The sequence below is a fragment of the Amycolatopsis vancoresmycina genome, assembly GCF_000716785.1.
In the GTDB taxonomy this organism is placed as follows: domain Bacteria; phylum Actinomycetota; class Actinomycetes; order Mycobacteriales; family Pseudonocardiaceae; genus Amycolatopsis; species Amycolatopsis vancoresmycina.
In genome coordinates this window covers 385,414-400,882 of record NZ_JNYY01000002.1, presented here as the reverse complement: position 1 = coordinate 400,882, position 15,469 = coordinate 385,414, and the positions used below count along the sequence as shown (strand labels likewise).

Sequence of the window (15,469 nt, the reverse complement as noted above, 5' to 3'; positions counted from 1 at the left end):
GCGGAGGGCCCGTTTTCCGTTACGGCGTCAGCAGTTCCGGATGCTCCACACCGGACCCCAGTAGTACGACTCGTCAAAGCTGTCGGGGGCCGGAGTCGTGAAGAGCAGGTTGCCGGACTGGCCGTAGAAACGGGCACGCGTGCCCGGCGTCTGGGCGTTGATCCACGAACCCGTGCCGGTCCAGTTCGGCAGGGAGTAGCGGGCGCAGTTGTACGCCTCGATCACGTCGCCCATGTACCACTCCTGGCTGTAGGCGCAGAAGTAGCCGTCCTTGGCGTGCTGCTCGCCGTAGAAGCACGGGTCCCAGTCGGCCGCGGTGTTCGCCGTCTTCAGGTTCCGCGCCTTCGTCTCGCCCGGCACGGTGAGCACGATCGTGGCGTTGCCGTCCAGGTCGATCTTGTTCGGCGCGATCTGCTTGCCGCCCACCGAGGCGAGGTAGGTGTCCGCCTTCGCCTGCAGCGCCGCGGCCTGGTCGGCGGTCAGCCCCGCCGCCACGGCGTCCGCGCGGAAGTCCGGGTGGGTCTGCGCCGCCCCCGCGGAAACCGCACCGCCGAGCAAGGACAGCACGGTCGCCGCGAGCACCGCAGCAAGACGTGTTCCAGCCATTGTTACCCCTCTCAGAAATGAATGGCGGAGAAACTCCGCCGGTTCGAAGAGTGCCCGAATCGCACCCGGTGATCAAGGCGGAAAAAAGGATTGCTTCCAATGGAGCAGAGCGCTCGGCGCCAGATACCCCACCCACGGCAAAAGGCACGTGAAGCCGCTACAGCGCGTGGGCGTTTTGTCCGATATTGCACCCGAATGGCGGCTGGCGCGAGCCGAACCCGGAGAGCTTTGATGATCGAGTGCGCCGGGGTGTTTGCCCAGGCCACGACCGCCGGAGCACGGGGAGGCGCCGGCGTCACAGCAGTACCCGGGGGAGAATCGTGTTCACAGTCCTGCCTTCGCCGCCCTCGTGCGCCGTTCCGCGTCGAGCCGTCAGCCGCTCCGCCGGATAACGCTTTCCTTAATTCGTCGTTCGCGTATTCAAAAGGATTTCGCACGCCGGTTTCCCCGGCGACCGGTGAATTCGGCGCGCCCGGCGTGCGAGAGAGGGAAGAAATGAGACGAAGCTGGCCGAAGGCCGCGGTCGCGGCGCTGGCCTTCCTCACCCTGGCCCCGGCGATGACCGCCGCGGCCGACCCCGACGCGGTCCCCACGCTGCCGCCGGGCGCGGTGCAGGCGAACGCCACGCCGGCACCCCCCGCCGACCCACCCGCCGTCGACCCCGGCAAGCGCGACGAACTGCTCGGACAGGGCTGGCAGCGCTCCGGCGACCGGCTCTGGACCACCAGCAGCGACGCCTCCGGGTTCCACGTCCTGGTGGCCGAGGCCAAGACCGGCTACACCTGGCGGACCGCCGCCACGCTCGGCAAGCCGAACGCCGACGTCGACCAGTGGATCGGCAACGCCTGCGTGACCGGCTCCGGCCAGCGGGCCGTCGTCGTCTACGCGCCCCGCCGGTTCACCAACAAGGAGGCGCTGACCGGCCGCGGCGGTCTCACCGCGGTCGTCGACCTCACCACCGGCGCGATCACCAACCTGCCGGTGCGCACGTCGCTCGCGTACTACAACCCGGGGTGCGGCGCCGGGGAAACCGCCGCGCTGACCCAGGAAGCCGACGAGGACCTCGGCAAGACCGGGGTGCTCGTCGTCGACGCCGCGACCGGGAAGCTGAGCCCGCGCACGGAGCTCGCCGGCCAGGTCACCTCGGCGACGCCCACCGCGGGCGGGTTCGTCGTGGCGGACCGGCTCGGCCTGCTGAAGGTCGGCGACAACGGCAGCCGGACCCGGCTGGTCAAGGACACCGGCGGCGTGCCGTTCGGCGTCCGCGCCGACTCAGCGGGCGGGGTCGTGTTCATGGACCGCGACAAGGACAAGGCCCGCGTCTTCCGGGTGGCGCCCGGGGCCGGTGTCACGGCACTGGCCAGCGGCAAGTTCGGCGCGCTCGACGTCGCGAGCGGGGCGGCCGGCCGGGTGTTCATCACCGGCAAGGCGGACACGCTCGCCGCGCTGCCCGCGCAGGTGCGGAAGCTGGACACGCCCGCGACCAGCGAGGTCTCCACCCTCGGCGAGGCCGCGGTGACCCGCACCCAGACGCAGATCACCAACGCGGACCCGGCCGTGCCGGAGCAGGTGCACATCCAGAGCCAGAGCACGAAGACCGGTAAGGCGCTCGGCTTCAGCTTCAACCCCGGTTCAACCCCGAAGCCGCGCTGGAGCGACACGACCGACCCGGCCCGGACGTGTTCGGTGCCGCGCAACAACACCGGCGTGCAGGTGTACCAGCCGAAGCCGAAGCAGGTGGAGTGGGCGGCCGACATGGCGGTCAAGGGTCACCTCTTCGCGTCGCGGCCGGCGAACTGGAACGGCAACGGAATCAGCGCCTACACCCCGCAGGGCATGTTCCCGCCGGTGGCGCTGTCGACCGGCGGTGAGGTGCCGGCGCAGATCATGCTCGGCATCCTCGGCCAGGAGTCGAACCTGTGGCAGGCCAGCCGGTACGCGCTGCCCGGCGAGACCGGCAACGCGCTGATCGGCAACTACTACGGGCTCGACATCTACGACGCCGACGCGAGCAACGACTGGGACATCCACTGGGACGACGCCGACTGCGGTTACGGCGTCTCGCAGATCACCGACGGCATGCGGCTGGCCGGGCACGCCAAGCCCGGTGAGACGCTGCTGCCGGCGAACCAGCAGATCGCGGCGGGCACCGACTACGCCGCGAACGTCGCCGCCGGCCTGCGGATCCTCGTTTCCAAGTGGAACCTGATGCAGAGCGTCGGGATGAAGGTCAACAACAATGACCCGGCGAAGATCGAGAACTGGTTCTACGCCACCTGGGCGTACAACTCGGGCTACCACAACCCGGGCGAGGCGGGCACGAACGGCGCGTACGGGCTGGGCTGGCTGAACAACCCGGCCAACCCGCGCTACAACCCGGCCCGCCACCCGTTCGGCAGCGACCCGCACGACTTCGCGCACCCGCAGCAGTGGCCGTACGAGGAGAAGGTGCTCGGCTTCGCCACGTACCCGCCGAGCGGGTTCGAGGCGCCGGGCGTCGAGGTGCCGTTCTTCCGCGCGGCCTGGTGGAACACCGAGGGCTACCGGGCGGCGGCGGTCCCGGCACCGCAGCTGTTCTGCACCGGGGACAACGCGTGTGACTGGGGTTCCTCGCACACGCCGAACGCCCCCGAGGTCGCCGGCGAGCCGGCCGGTCCGTGCGCGCACACGAACAGCGCGGGCCAGTACGACCTCAAGTGCTGGGTGCACACCGCGCTGAACTACAAGTCCGACTGCGACAACGAGTGCGGGCACGAGTTCATCCGCTACGACTACCCGGACTTCGCGGCGGAACCGGCGAACGGGACCAGCTACCCGCCCGCCTGCAACACGCTCGGGCTGTCCGGTGACGCGCTGACCGTCGACGACGTGCCGGACGCGACCAGGCCGATCCAGAACCCGAACTGCAACGGGATCGGCAAGAGCTTCGGCAGCTTCGACTTCGCGTTCGCCAAGGACGCGAACGGGTTCGAGTCGTCGAAGATCGACCTGCACCAGCTCGGCGGCGGCTACGGCTCGCACTTCTGGTTCAGCCACACCCGCGCCGACAACGCCGAGGGCCGCAAGACCCAGATCACCGGCACCTGGACGTTCACCGCGATCGACGGGCTGGCCAGGGTCAAGGTGCACATCCCGGCGCACATGAGCGACGGCGGCACGGTGACCTACACGATCGACACGGCCAACGGCCCGGTCGCGGTCCGCGCGGCCCAGTCGACCAGCACCAACGGCTGGATGAACCTCGGCGTGTTCCCGTTCAAGGGCGTGCCGAAGGTGCACCTCGGCACGATCGACCAGACCGGCGACGGCACGGAGAAGGTCGCCTGGGACGCGGCCGCGCTCGAACCGGCGTACGGCCAGGACGAGCAGGGCGACTACAACCCGAGCTTCCACAACGACGGTTCGAAGATGTGCCTGCTGCTGCGGGGCAACACCCCGGCGAACGGCGCCGTCGTGGAACAGCGGGCGTGCAACGCCTTCACGACGAACTACTGGCACCTCAACGAGCTGCGCACCGAGGGCAGCGGCACCAGCCTTTCGCACATCGTGCAGATCGTCGACCGGGGCAGCCACCTGTGCCTCACCGTCGCCGGTGGCAGCACGGCCAGCGGGGCGGCCATCGTCGAGGCGACCTGTGACGTGAACGACGCGGCTCAGCAGTGGAGCTTCGGCACCCTGACGAACACCGAATCGTTCACGTCCGAGGGGCTGCACAACATGAAGAGCGGGCTCTACGTCGGGCCCAAGGACTCGGCGAAGACGGAGGGCGCCCCGATGACCCAGCGGGCGCTCGACCTCGACGGCGACCACGTGCTCGACGACACGCAGTGGTGGGGCAAGTTCATGGGCACCGCCCCCTGATCGGGCCGCTGATCGGCACCTGATCGACCGGGCCCGGCAGGCATCCCGCCTGCCGGGCCCGGTTCCGGTGAACCAGTTCCGCCCGCGGTCCGTGTGCTGTGCGAGGGGTCTGCGCCCGCAGCCCACTTGTGCACCGAGGACGGCCCGTGTACACCGACCGAAATCGCTCGAGGCCCGGCCGGCGGCCGGTTCCGCGTGGTCGCTACCAGCCACGCCGGCCCCTCCCGCCGCTGCCGGGCGAACTGTACGAACCGCAGGAACCGGACGAGACCGGCGCACCGCCGCCGGACCTGCGCCGCCGTCGCCGCTGGAAGACCGTCCGCCGGGTGGTGTACGTGCTGGCCGGCCTGTTCTTCGTGGTTCCCGCGATCGCCTTCGTCGTCACGTACTTCTCCGTCGACGTGCCTTCGCCGGAGAAGGTCGCGCAGTCGCAGGGCCAGGCGGTCACCTACCTCTACGCCGACGGCACCGAGATGGGCAAGGACGTCCCCGCCGGCGGGAACCGGCAGATCCTCAGCCCCACCCAGATCCCGGACGTCGTCAAGAAGGCCGTGATCGCCACCGAGGACGCGTCCTTCGAGACGAACTCCGGGTTCGACGTCTCCGGCATCCTGCGGGCCGCCTACAACCAGGTCACCGGCGGCTCCGGGGGCGGGTCGACGATCTCGCAGCAGTACATCAAGGTCTCCTCCGGCGACGACGCGCCGACGCTGACCCGCAAGTGGGTCGAGCTCGCGAAGTCGTTCAAGATGAACCAGACCTACGAGAAGGCGGACATCATCACCGCCTACCTCAACATCATCTACTTCGGCCGCGGCGCGTACGGCGTCCAGGCGGCGGCGCAGGCGTACTTCGGCAAGGACGCCGCCCAGCTGACCTTCTCCGAGTCCGCGCTGCTCGCCGGGCTGATCCAGCAGCCGGGCCGGTCGGAGAACCCGACGGTGGCCCGCGACCGGTGGAGCACCGCGCTGGACCGCATGCAGCGCAACGGCTACCTCACCGCGGCCGACCGGCGGGCGGCGAAGTTCCCGACGCCCGTCCCGCTCGTGGACTCGCGGCAGGGGAACACGGTCAACCCGTTCATCAAGAAGCAGGTCAAGGCCGAGCTGGCCGCCGCGGGGATCCCCGAGGAGAAGTACTACGCGGGCGGCTTCCAGGTGTTCACGACGATCGACTCGAAGGCACAGGACGCCGCCGAGCAGGCCGTCGCGCAGGGCATGGCCGGGCAGACCGACGACCGGATCCTCGACGCGCTGGTCGCCGTCGACCCGCGGTCCGGCGGTGTGCTCGCCTACTACGGCGGGGCGCCGATCGTGAAGGGCCCCAACGGCGAGGACCAGGCCGGGCGCGACTGGGCGGACGAAGCGCACAACCCCGGGTCGTCGATGAAACCGTTCGACCTTACGGCGTTCCTGAAGGACGGCCGCGGTCTCAACGCCGTCTTCGACGGCCGCTCGCCGCGGACGTTCCCGGACGTGCCGCTGCCGGTGCGCAACGCCGGGACCACCAGCAGCTGCTCCGAGACGTGCACGGTGGCCGAGGCGATGCAGCGGTCCACCAACACCGTCTTCTACGACATGGTGCTGAACGTGACCAAGCCGTCGGGCGTGGCCGAGGCCGCGCAGGAGGCGGGGATCCGCACGAAGGACAACGGCGGCCGCAGCGTGCTGTTCACCGGGGACAACAACATCTCCATCGGCGGCGGCCAGACCGCGGTCACCCCGGCGGACATGGCCGCGGCGTACGCGTCCTTCGCCTCCGGCGGGGTCCAGCGCGGCCGCCACTTCGTGCAGAAGGTGACGAACGCACAGGGCGAGACCGCCTACGAGGCCGACACGCGCGCCACGGACGCGTTCGCGGACAACGACCGCGGCAAGAGCAAGCAGATCGCCGGGAACGTCACCGCCGCCTTGGCGCCGGTCATCCCGTTCTCCCGGCTGACCTGCCCGTCCGGGCACGAGTGCGCCGGCAAGACCGGCACCCAGCAGCACACCCCGGGCGCGGACGAACCGGCGTCCGCGGCGAACACGAACTCCCAGACGTGGATGGTGGGCTACACACCGTCGGTTTCGGCCGCGGTGTGGGTGGGCGGCGACGGCGACAAGGCGCTGCGCGGCCCGGCCGGCCAGCCGCTGACGCCGTCGCTCGTCGCCGGTCCGGTGTGGCAGCGGTTCATGCAGCTCTACCTGGCCGGAAAGCCGGGCGAGCGCTTCGACCGCGTCCAGGCGATCACCTCGCCGCAGGACGACCAGTTCCAGCTGCAGCTCCAGCAGGAACAGCAACAGCAGCAGTTCCAGGAGCAGCAGCAACAACAGCAACAGGACTTCACCTTCGGCCGCGGCGGCAACCAGGACCAGCAGCAGCAGCAACCGAACCGCGGCCGCGACCGGCGTGACGGCCGCGGTCCCGGGCGCGGCAACGGCAACGACACCGGCCAGGCGAATTTCGGCCCCTGACCTCCCGCGTCTGCCAGGATGATCGCGGGACGCCCGTCCCGCGATCATCCGTCGGGAAGGTCATGCGGAAACTCGCTCCTCTCACGCTCGCCGCCCTGCTGGCGTGGGCGACGACCGCGGCCGCCGCGGGGCCGTACTGGGTCGACGAACTCCGGCTGCCCGCGGCCTGGCAGCTGTCCGAGGGCGCCGGGGTGCGGGTCGGCCTGATCGACACCGGTGTCGCCGCGGACCCCGACCTCGACGGCGCGGTGCGGCCCGGCGCGGACTTCCCCGACCTCGGCGCGCCCGCGGGGGACGCCATCGGGCACGGGACGACGATGGCCCTGCTGATCGCCGGCCGCGGCACCGCGGGCACCCGCGGGGTCGCGCCGAAGGCGGAGATCCTGCCGGCCCGGCTGACCGGGGGTCCGGCGGACGCGGTCGCCGCCGTCCGCTGGGCCGTGGACCAGGGCGCGAAGGTCGTCAACCTGTCGCTCGGCAGTGGCGGCCGGACCACGGAGTACGACGACGCCCTGACCTACGCGCGCGACCACGACGTGGTCGTCGTCGCGGCGGCGGGCAACGCGGGCGAGGACCGCGAGGTCACCAGCCCGGCGGACCGCCCGGGCGTGCTGGCCGTGTCGGCGGTCGACCGGGCCGGGAAGTTCCGCGACGACGTCAGCGTGTCCGGCCCGGAGGTGAGCTTCGCGGCCCCCGGTGTCGACATCTCGACCTCCCGCCCGGGCGAAAAAGCGCCGACGTCGGGCACGAGCCAGGCCGCCGCGATCGTGTCCGGCGTGGTCGCGCTCGTGCGGTCGCGGTACCCGGACCTGACCGCGGCCCAGGTGACCGACCAGCTGGCCAGGACGGCGAAGGACCTCGGCGCGCCGGGCCGGGACGCCGAGTACGGCTACGGGCTGATCGACCCCGTGGCCGCGTTGTCCGCGGAGCCGGACACCGGTACGCCGTGGTGGGTCATCGCGCTGTGGTCAGCGGGCGGGGTGCTCGTGCTCGGCGCGGGGTTCGTGCTGCTGAAAAGAAGGAGGCCGTGACCTCGGAGCTGGGGGTCACCGAGGTCACGGCCGGTCAGAGGGTCAGAGGTCGACGACAACGCCGTCGACGCCGGAGCGGTGGGCGGCCTCGATCACGCGCAGGGCCTGCACCGACGACTCCGGATCCACCGGGAACTCGCCTTCACCGCGCAGCGCGTCGCGGACCTGGGCGTAGAACTGCTCGTAGCGGCCGGTCTCGGTCGGCACGGTCTCGACGTCCGGGCCGACGCCGAGCTTCCCGGCGTCCGCCGCGGGTTCTTCGCCCCAGCCCGCGTCCCCGGGCCGCAGCCCGGCCTTGATCTGGGGTTCCTGCACGTCGAGGCCGAACTTGGTGAACGTCGCCCGGTCACCGAGGACCCGGAAGCGCGGGTTCTGCGTGCCCGCGAGCGCCGAGGACCACAGGTGCGACCGGACACCGTTGGCGTGCGTCAGCGCGACGAAGACGTCGTCGTCGACCTGGACGCCGGCCCGGCGGCGGTCGACCTCCGCGTAGACCCGGGTGACCGGGCCGAACAGCTGCAGCGCCTGGTCGACGATGTGCGCGCCGAGGTCGTAGAGCAGGCCGCCGGCTTCGGCCGGGTCGCCGAACTCGCGCCAGTTGTCCTTGATCTTCGGCACCCAGCGGTCGTAGCGGGACTCGAAGCGGAACACCTCGCCGAGCCGGCCGGACTCCAGGACCTTTCGCACGGTGAGGAAGTCCGAGTCGAGCCGCCGGTTCTGGAAGACCGTCAGGCCGACGCCCGCCGCCTTCGCCGCGGCGACGACCCGCTCGGCCTCGGCCGCGGTCGGCGCGAAGGGCTTGTCGACGACCACCGGCAGGCCGGCTTCGACCGCCCGCAGCGCGAGCGGCACGTGCGTGCGGTTGGGCGTGCTGACCACGACGAGGTCGAGGCCGCCGGCGCGCTCGAACAGCTCGTCGGCGCCGGGCACGATCTCCGCGCCCGGGTGGTCGGTGCGGGCCTGGGCGGCGTTGCTCGACGTCGTGATCACGGCCGGGGTCAGCCCGGGCGTCGCCGCCACCAGGGGCGCGTGGAAGACACGTCCCCCGATGCCGTACCCGAGGATGCCCACCCGCAGATCGTCCGCCATGCCGCTATTAAACAACAGCGTTGCCTTATTGACCAGACGTGCGAAGATCCTGCCCATGGCGGACACCGGGGTGAACCTGCGCGACGTGCGCGCGTACAACCGCGCCCTGCTGCTCACGCACATCCTGCGCGCCGGCGGCCTCAGCCGGGTCGAGCTCGCCGAACGCACCGGGCTCACCCAGCAGGCCGTCTCCAAGATCGTGCCCGAACTGCTCGACACCGGCCTGCTGGACGAACAGCGCCAGCCGTCCGCGGGCGTCGGCAAGCCCCGCACGCGGCTGAACATCCGGGCCGGCGCCAAGCACGCGCTCGGCGCCCGGCTCGACCGCGACGAGTTCCACGTCGTCCGCACCAACCTGCTCGGCGAAATCGAGGAGGAGGACGGTGGCCCGCTCCCGGCCGGCTTCACGCCCGCGCAGGCCGTCGAGGCCGTCGGCGCCACCGCGCTCGAACTCGCCGACGGCTTCGACGTGCTCGGCCTCGGCATCGGCGCGGTCGGCCCGCTGGACCACCGGGCCGGCCTGGTCCGCGACGCGACGAACATGCCCGGCTGGCACGCAGTCCCGCTGCGGGCCCTCCTCGAAGCGCGCACCGGGCTGCCGGTGACGCTGGACAAGAACACCAACGCCGCCGCGTTCGCCCGGCTCTGGCCGCACGGCGAGCCGACGGCGACCGCGGTGATCCTGGCCGGCACCGGGATCGGCGTCGGCCTGCTCATCGACGGGCGGCTCTACCGCGGCCCGCGGACCAACGCCGGTGAGTTCGGGCACACCACGATCGCCTACGACGGGCCGCGCTGCGCGTGCGGGCGCCGCGGCTGCGTGGAGATCATGGCCAAGCAGGCCCCCGACACGCGGACCGCGGCGGGGTTCCTCGGCATCGGGCTGGCCGACCTGGTGCAGGTGCTCGACCTGGAGCAGATCGTGCTGGCCGGCCGGGCGGTCCGCGACGAGCCGGGCGTCCACCGCGAAGCCGTTTCGGCCCGGCTCGGGGAGCTGCTGCCGGCACCGCACTGGCAGCGGATCGAGGTCGTCGAAGACGGCTCCGGCGAGGAGATCGTCACCCGCGGCGCGGCCGCCGAGGTCCTGGCCTCGTACTACGCGAATCCGGCATGATCACCGGCTTCACCGCCGCGCACCCCGATCACCGATACCATCCGGCTCGTGCCAGAGGAGACCACGCGGGAGGCGGAGCCCGGACCCGTGACGCTGACCCGGGCGGAACGGGTCGTCCCGAGCTGGACCGACCCCCTCGCGGCGGCGGTCACCAGACCCCTCGGCGGCCCGCTCGGTGAGCACGCCGCGGTCGGCAGGCACTGGTTCTGGTCACCCCAGCGCGTCGGGCTCCTGCTGGCCACGCTCGCGCTGATGCTGTGCTGGTTCGGCAAGGGCTCGTGCATCCAGCAGTACCAGGACGGCAACGGCGTCACCCAGCTCGACTGGCGCGCGGGCCGCCCGTTCGTCGCGATGTGCTATTCGGACATCGTGCCGCTCTACGGCTCCGAGCGGCTCGACCGGCCGGGCACCTTCCCGTACGCCACGTCGTGGAAGGAAAGCTCGCAGACCGCCGAGGACGGCACCCGGTACATGGAGTACCCGGTGCTCACCGGCCTCTTCCAGTGGGCGAACGCGAAGCTCGCGGCGGGCTGGCTGAACGTCGCCGAGTCCGGCTGGCTCCCCGGCGCGCTGCCGGTGGCGATCTACTTCGACATCACCGCGTTCTTCCTGTCGGCCGCGTGGCTGGTCACCGTGTGGGCGACCGGCCGGACGACGAGACGCCGTCCGTGGGACATGGTGCTGGTGGCGGTCTCGCCGCTGGTGCTGGTGCACGCGTTCACCAACTTCGACGCGCTCGCGACCGCGTTCACCGCGACCGGCCTGCTCGCCTGGGCCCGCCGCCGCCCGGCGCTCGCCGGCCTGCTGCTCGGGCTCGGCGCGACGGCCAAGCTGTACCCGCTGTTCCTGCTCGGCGTGCTGTTCGTGCTGTGCCTGCGCGCGGGCAAGCTCAAGCCGTTCTGGAAGACCGCGATCGCCGCCGTCGTGACGTGGCTGGCGGTGAACGCGCCGTTCATCCTGTTCACCACCCGCGGCTGGTGGGAGTTCTTCCGGATGAGCGCGCTGCGGCCGATGGACCCGGACTCGCTGTACAACGTCTTCTCGTACACGACGGGCTGGGCCGGGTTCGACGGCGTGCTGCAGAAGAACCAGACGCCGACGTACCTGAACATCACGGTGGCCGTGCTGTTCCTGGCCTGCTGCGCCGGGATCGCCTACCTCGCGCTGGCCGCGCCGCGACGGCCGCGCGTCGGCCAGCTCGCCTTCCTCGTGGTGGCCGCGTTCCTGCTCACCAACAAGGTGTGGAGCCCGCAGTACTCGCTGTGGCTGGTGCCGCTGGCCGTGCTGGCCATCCCGCGCTGGCGGCTGCTGCTCGGCTGGATGCTGATCGACGCCGTCGTCTGGGTGCCGCGGATGTTCTACTACCTCGGCATCGACCACAAGGGCCTGCCCGAGGGCTGGTTCCTCGGCACGGTCGTGGTCCGCGACCTCGCCGTCGTGGGGCTGTGCGTGCTGGTGGTCCGGGAGGTCTGGCGCCCGGCGGCCGACCTGGTCCGGCTGGACGGCGAGGACGACCCGGCCGGCGGCTTCCTGGACGGCGCCCGGGACGTGATCATCCCGAACGCCACCCGCCGCCGCCGGAAGGCCGTGACCGTCTAACCCAGCTTTTCCCGCAGGTAGGCGATGTCGGCCGCCTGGCCGTCGGGCGGTGTCTCGACGACGACCGGCGCGCCCGCCGCCCGGGCGACGCCGACGAGGACCTCGGGGTCGATCGTGCCCTCGCCCTCGATGACGTTCGCGTGCCGGTCGCGGGTCGAGCCGAACTCGTCGCGGGAGTTGTTGAGGTGCACCAGGTCGATCCGGCCGGTGATGGCCATGACCTTTTCGACGGCGGTGGCGAGGTCCCAGCCCGCGGCGAACGCGTGGCAGGTGTCCAGGCAGAACCCGGCGCCGAACTCGCCGACCTTGTCCCACAGCCGGGCGATCACCTCGAGGTCGCGGGTCATCGCGTTCTCGCCGCCGGCGGTGTTCTCGATCAGGATCGGGACCTTGAAGCCGCCCTTCTCCTGCTCGCGCTCGAAGAGCTTGCGCCAGTTCTCCAGGCCGGCTTCGACGTCGTCGGTCGCGCCGATGTGCCCGCCGTGCACGATCAGGCCCTTGGCCCCGATCGCCGCGGCGCCGTCCGCGTGCTGGGTGACGTTCTTCCGCGACGGGATCCGGATCCGGTTGTTCAGCGAAGCGACGTTGATCAGGTACGGCGAGTGGATGAACACCTCGACCGGGTCGGCCGCGATGGCTTCGCCGTGCGGGTGCGGCTTCGGGGCCTTCCAGCCCTGCGGGTCGGAGAGGAAGAACTGGACGACGTCGGCTTTGCGCTCGGCGACCGCGGTCAACGGGTCGTCGTCACGGACATGGGCGCCAATCAGCATGCCGAGCACGCTACTCCGGATCCCGTTTCCGGCCGGTGGGCCCGGTTGGTGACGCTCGTGGAGTACCGTGAGCGCGTTCCGTGATCCAGATTTGGTCCGACTGCCGGAGGGCATGATGGGGAAGCACGCCGCCCGGATCACCGCACTGGGGTTCACGATCGCCGCCTCGGCCGCCCTGGCCACGCCGGGCGTGGCGAGCGCCGGCAGCCCCACGCTCGGCGGGAGCTGCGAGGCCACGCTGCAGAACGGCAGTGCGTCCGGCCTGGTGCTGGACGCTGGCGCCCCGCTGAACGCCCCGAACCAGCTCACCGTCGGCCTCGATTCCGGCTCGCGGAACACGAACGGCACGGCACCGCTGCTCACCCTGCCGCTGGGCGACACCGTGAAGGCGCTCGGCATCGGCCGGCTGCCGCTGGTCGGCGACGCGACGGCGAAGGGCGTCTGCCCGGCCGCGCAGGGCACGGTCAACGCCGTCGGCAACCTGACGCAGGGCGTGGCCGCCGAACTGCCGCCGCTGCCGCTCCCGCCCCTCCCGCCGGCCCCGAACCCGCCGCAGCCCGCGCCGCCCGGCCCGACCCCGCCGGGTCCCGGCCCGGGTCCGGTGCCGAACCCGCCCGGCAACAGCACCGGCCCGATCGTCACCAATCCGGGCAACGCCGCTCTTCCGGGTGACGCCATTTCGGGCATCTTCACCAACGCCGCCCTGCTGCCGGGCAGCCTGGTGCAGGCGCCGGTGATCGCGCAGGTCATCCCCGGCCAGCAGGTCCCGCCGACCGTCGACGAGCAGCGGTCCGGCACCGCGGAGGCGCTGCCGGGCGGCACGCCGCCGGCGAAGCTGCCGATGCTGCTCGCGGTGCTGGCGCTGGCGATCGTCGCGGCCGCCCTCGTCCGGGCCTGGATCCGTCGCAGCCCGGCCTGACCCACGGTGACGTCCGCTTCCACCCGAATGCCGGACATTTCTGAACGAGCGGGCGTCACCCGGCTGCCTTAGCGTCGTTGTACTGGTAAGTAGGCGACGAGACCAGGGGTGGCGAGCATGCAGGATCGGACACGGAGGGCTACGGCGGTCGGTGCGGCGGCGGTCGTCCTCGCGGGTTCGGCCGTGCTCGGGATGCCCGGTACCGCCTCCGCGGACACGAAGACCGTGCCCTGCGGCAGCACCGTGTCCGCCAAGCCGGGCGACCACATCCAGGGCTCGCTGCTCGGCCTGCCGCTGATCGACCTGGGCTTCGTCACGCAGGCGACCACCGTGCTGACCACCACCGTGAGCGGGCTGCTCAACACCGTCTGCAAGGTCACCGTGAACGTGGTCAACACCGTCGTCTCGCCGGTGCCGGTGGTCGGCGCGCCCGTGGCGAGCGCGGTCAACCAGGGTGTCCAGGGTGTGACCAGCGGTGCCCAGCAGGGCCTGAGCGCGGTGAGCGGGGGCGGCAAGCAGTCGTCGCCGCAGCCCGGCACGGGCGGCAACCCGCAGCAACCGCCGGCCCAGGGCGGGACGGGCGGCACCCCCCAGCAGGGTGGTACCCCGGCGGGCACCACGCCGATCCCGGACGCGAACAGCCCGCTGCTGCCCGGTTTCGCGAGCACCCCGGTGTTCGGCGGCTTCCCCTTCGCCATCGGCACGGGCTACGCGCCGATGCGCGACTACAGCGGCATCCCGTTCGCGACGGCCGGGCTGTTCACGCCGTCGCCGGCGATCCGGTACGGCAGCCAGATCCCGGGTTACGCGCCGCAGTACGGCCTGAACGGTCCGGACGGCACGGCCGACGGCAATTCCGGCGTCCAGACGGCGGGCCAGGCGGAAGCGCTACCCTCCGCACCGGACGGGTTCACGAACGGGTCGAATCTGCCGCTGCTGATTGCGGTTCTGGCACTCTCCGGAGTCAGCGCGGGCCTCGTCCGCACCTGGGTACTCCGCCGAATGGCCGCTGCGAATTGATCTGACTGCCGAGTATCTTTCGCGTATTCCCCTCGTTGATCCTGTTGTCCAGGACGACACCCGATACCCCACGGAGGACTGTGCTCGTGCGGAAGCTGTTGACCGTTGCCGCTCTTGCCGCCTTCGTGACCGGGGGTGCGTTCCTGTCCACCGGCACGGCCGCCGCGACCACGACGCTCGTCAGCAACAGCTGCACCGGCTCGGTCACCGGGCAGATGGGCGACCAGGTGGCGATCGACGGGGCTTCGGTCAAGACGCTGGTCACGAACGGCGCGAACAACGCCGGGACGCTCGCGATCGGCAGCTGGGCGGGCGATTCCATCGCCAAGAACCACTCGATCCCGGTGGGCCAGGTACCGAACACGGCGGGCGGCGAAGCGACCGGCGCCGCGATCGGCAAGGCGGTCCGCACCGCGCTGGCCGCCTCGGGCACGTGGGGCCTCGGGCTCGACTGGAACAAGACGCTCAACAGCGTGGAGAGCACGGTCGCCAAGGGCTGCGGCCTGACGTTGCTCGCGAGCAACTACGTGGCGCCGAGCACCCCGGCCCAGCAGGGCACGGGCGGCACCGGCGGCCAGCAGGGCAGCGCCGGAACCGCCCCCGGCGCGTCCGGCAACCTCTCGAACCTGAACCCCGGCACCGCCGGCGGCACGGGCGGCAGCGCCCCGATGCGCGACTACAGCGGCATCCCGACGGCGACCGCGGGCACGGCCGTCGCACCCGGCGTGCGCTACCCGGCGGACGGCACCCTGCCCGGTGACGCCTCGGCCCCGCAGGCGGGCGCGGGTGACCAGAGCGGCCAGGGCGCGGACGTCCGCGACGCCGGCAACGCGCAGTCGCTGGCCTCGAACAGCGCGTCGAACGACGTGCAGCTGCCCATGCTCATCGCGGTGATCGTGCTCGCCGGCGTCACCGCCGGGCTGGTGCGCACCTGGGTGCTGCGCCGGGCGGCCTGACCCCCCGGCGTCCGGCCCCGCCGGTGCCCCCAGGTAGCCTTACCTGGA

The 15,469-nt window shown here is 71.7% G+C and carries 11 protein-coding genes; 8 read left to right on the top strand and 3 right to left on the bottom strand.

The features are described from left to right. Window positions 1–27 precede the first annotated feature (27 nt). A complete protein-coding gene (locus OO60_RS07415) occupies window positions 28–606 on the bottom strand; it encodes a hypothetical protein (RefSeq protein ID WP_033261059.1) in 579 nt (192 codons plus the stop codon). 495 nt (window positions 607–1,101) lie between these two features. On the opposite strand from OO60_RS07415, the gene OO60_RS07410 reads away from it, so the two are divergent. The 3 genes from OO60_RS07410 (at window position 1,102) to OO60_RS07400 (ending at window position 7,954) form a co-directional block, all read left to right on the top strand. Then, the gene (locus OO60_RS07410) at window positions 1,102–4,467 is read left to right on the top strand and encodes an RICIN domain-containing protein (RefSeq protein ID WP_003098769.1); all 3,366 of its coding nucleotides are present in this window, start codon (window positions 1,102–1,104) and stop codon (window positions 4,465–4,467) included. A 146-nt stretch (window positions 4,468–4,613) separates the two neighbouring features. Then, complete coding sequence (locus tag OO60_RS07405; RefSeq protein ID WP_003098767.1) at window positions 4,614–6,923, top strand: transglycosylase domain-containing protein; 2,310 nt, start codon at window positions 4,614–4,616, stop codon at window positions 6,921–6,923. A gap of 62 nt (window positions 6,924–6,985) precedes the next feature. Beyond that, on the top strand, window positions 6,986–7,954 hold the full coding sequence (locus OO60_RS07400; RefSeq protein WP_003098765.1) for a S8 family serine peptidase: 969 nt from the start codon (window positions 6,986–6,988) through the stop codon (window positions 7,952–7,954). 42 nt (window positions 7,955–7,996) lie between these two features. Here OO60_RS07400 and OO60_RS07395 read toward each other — a convergent pair whose 3' ends face one another. Beyond that, complete coding sequence (locus OO60_RS07395; RefSeq protein ID WP_003098763.1) at window positions 7,997–9,043, bottom strand: Gfo/Idh/MocA family oxidoreductase; 1,047 nt, start codon at window positions 9,041–9,043, stop codon at window positions 7,997–7,999. A gap of 55 nt (window positions 9,044–9,098) precedes the next feature. Here OO60_RS07395 and OO60_RS07390 point away from each other — a divergent pair, with 55 nt between their 5' ends. After that, a complete protein-coding gene (locus tag OO60_RS07390; protein WP_003098761.1) occupies window positions 9,099–10,157 on the top strand; it encodes an ROK family transcriptional regulator in 1,059 nt (352 codons plus the stop codon). Window positions 10,158–10,205: 48 nt separating this feature from the next. Then, entirely contained in the window at window positions 10,206–11,756 is a 1,551-nt protein-coding gene (locus OO60_RS07385; RefSeq protein WP_033261058.1) for a glycosyltransferase family 87 protein, read from the top strand. On the opposite strand, the gene OO60_RS07380 is transcribed toward OO60_RS07385, so the two are convergent. After that, the gene (locus OO60_RS07380) at window positions 11,753–12,526 is read right to left on the bottom strand and encodes a deoxyribonuclease IV (RefSeq protein ID WP_033261109.1); all 774 of its coding nucleotides are present in this window, start codon (window positions 12,524–12,526) and stop codon (window positions 11,753–11,755) included. The genes OO60_RS07385 and OO60_RS07380 overlap by 4 nt on opposite strands. A gap of 115 nt (window positions 12,527–12,641) precedes the next feature. Between OO60_RS07380 and OO60_RS07375 the strand changes: the two genes are divergently transcribed. The 3 genes from OO60_RS07375 (at window position 12,642) to OO60_RS07365 (ending at window position 15,421) form a co-directional block, all read left to right on the top strand. Then, complete coding sequence (locus tag OO60_RS07375; protein WP_003098755.1) at window positions 12,642–13,445, top strand: hypothetical protein; 804 nt, start codon at window positions 12,642–12,644, stop codon at window positions 13,443–13,445. 117 nt (window positions 13,446–13,562) lie between these two features. After that, complete coding sequence (locus tag OO60_RS07370) at window positions 13,563–14,465, top strand: hypothetical protein (protein ID WP_240490768.1); 903 nt, start codon at window positions 13,563–13,565, stop codon at window positions 14,463–14,465. Window positions 14,466–14,545: 80 nt separating this feature from the next. Continuing rightward, complete coding sequence (locus tag OO60_RS07365) at window positions 14,546–15,421, top strand: hypothetical protein (protein ID WP_003098750.1); 876 nt, start codon at window positions 14,546–14,548, stop codon at window positions 15,419–15,421. Window positions 15,422–15,469: the final 48 nt, after the last annotated feature.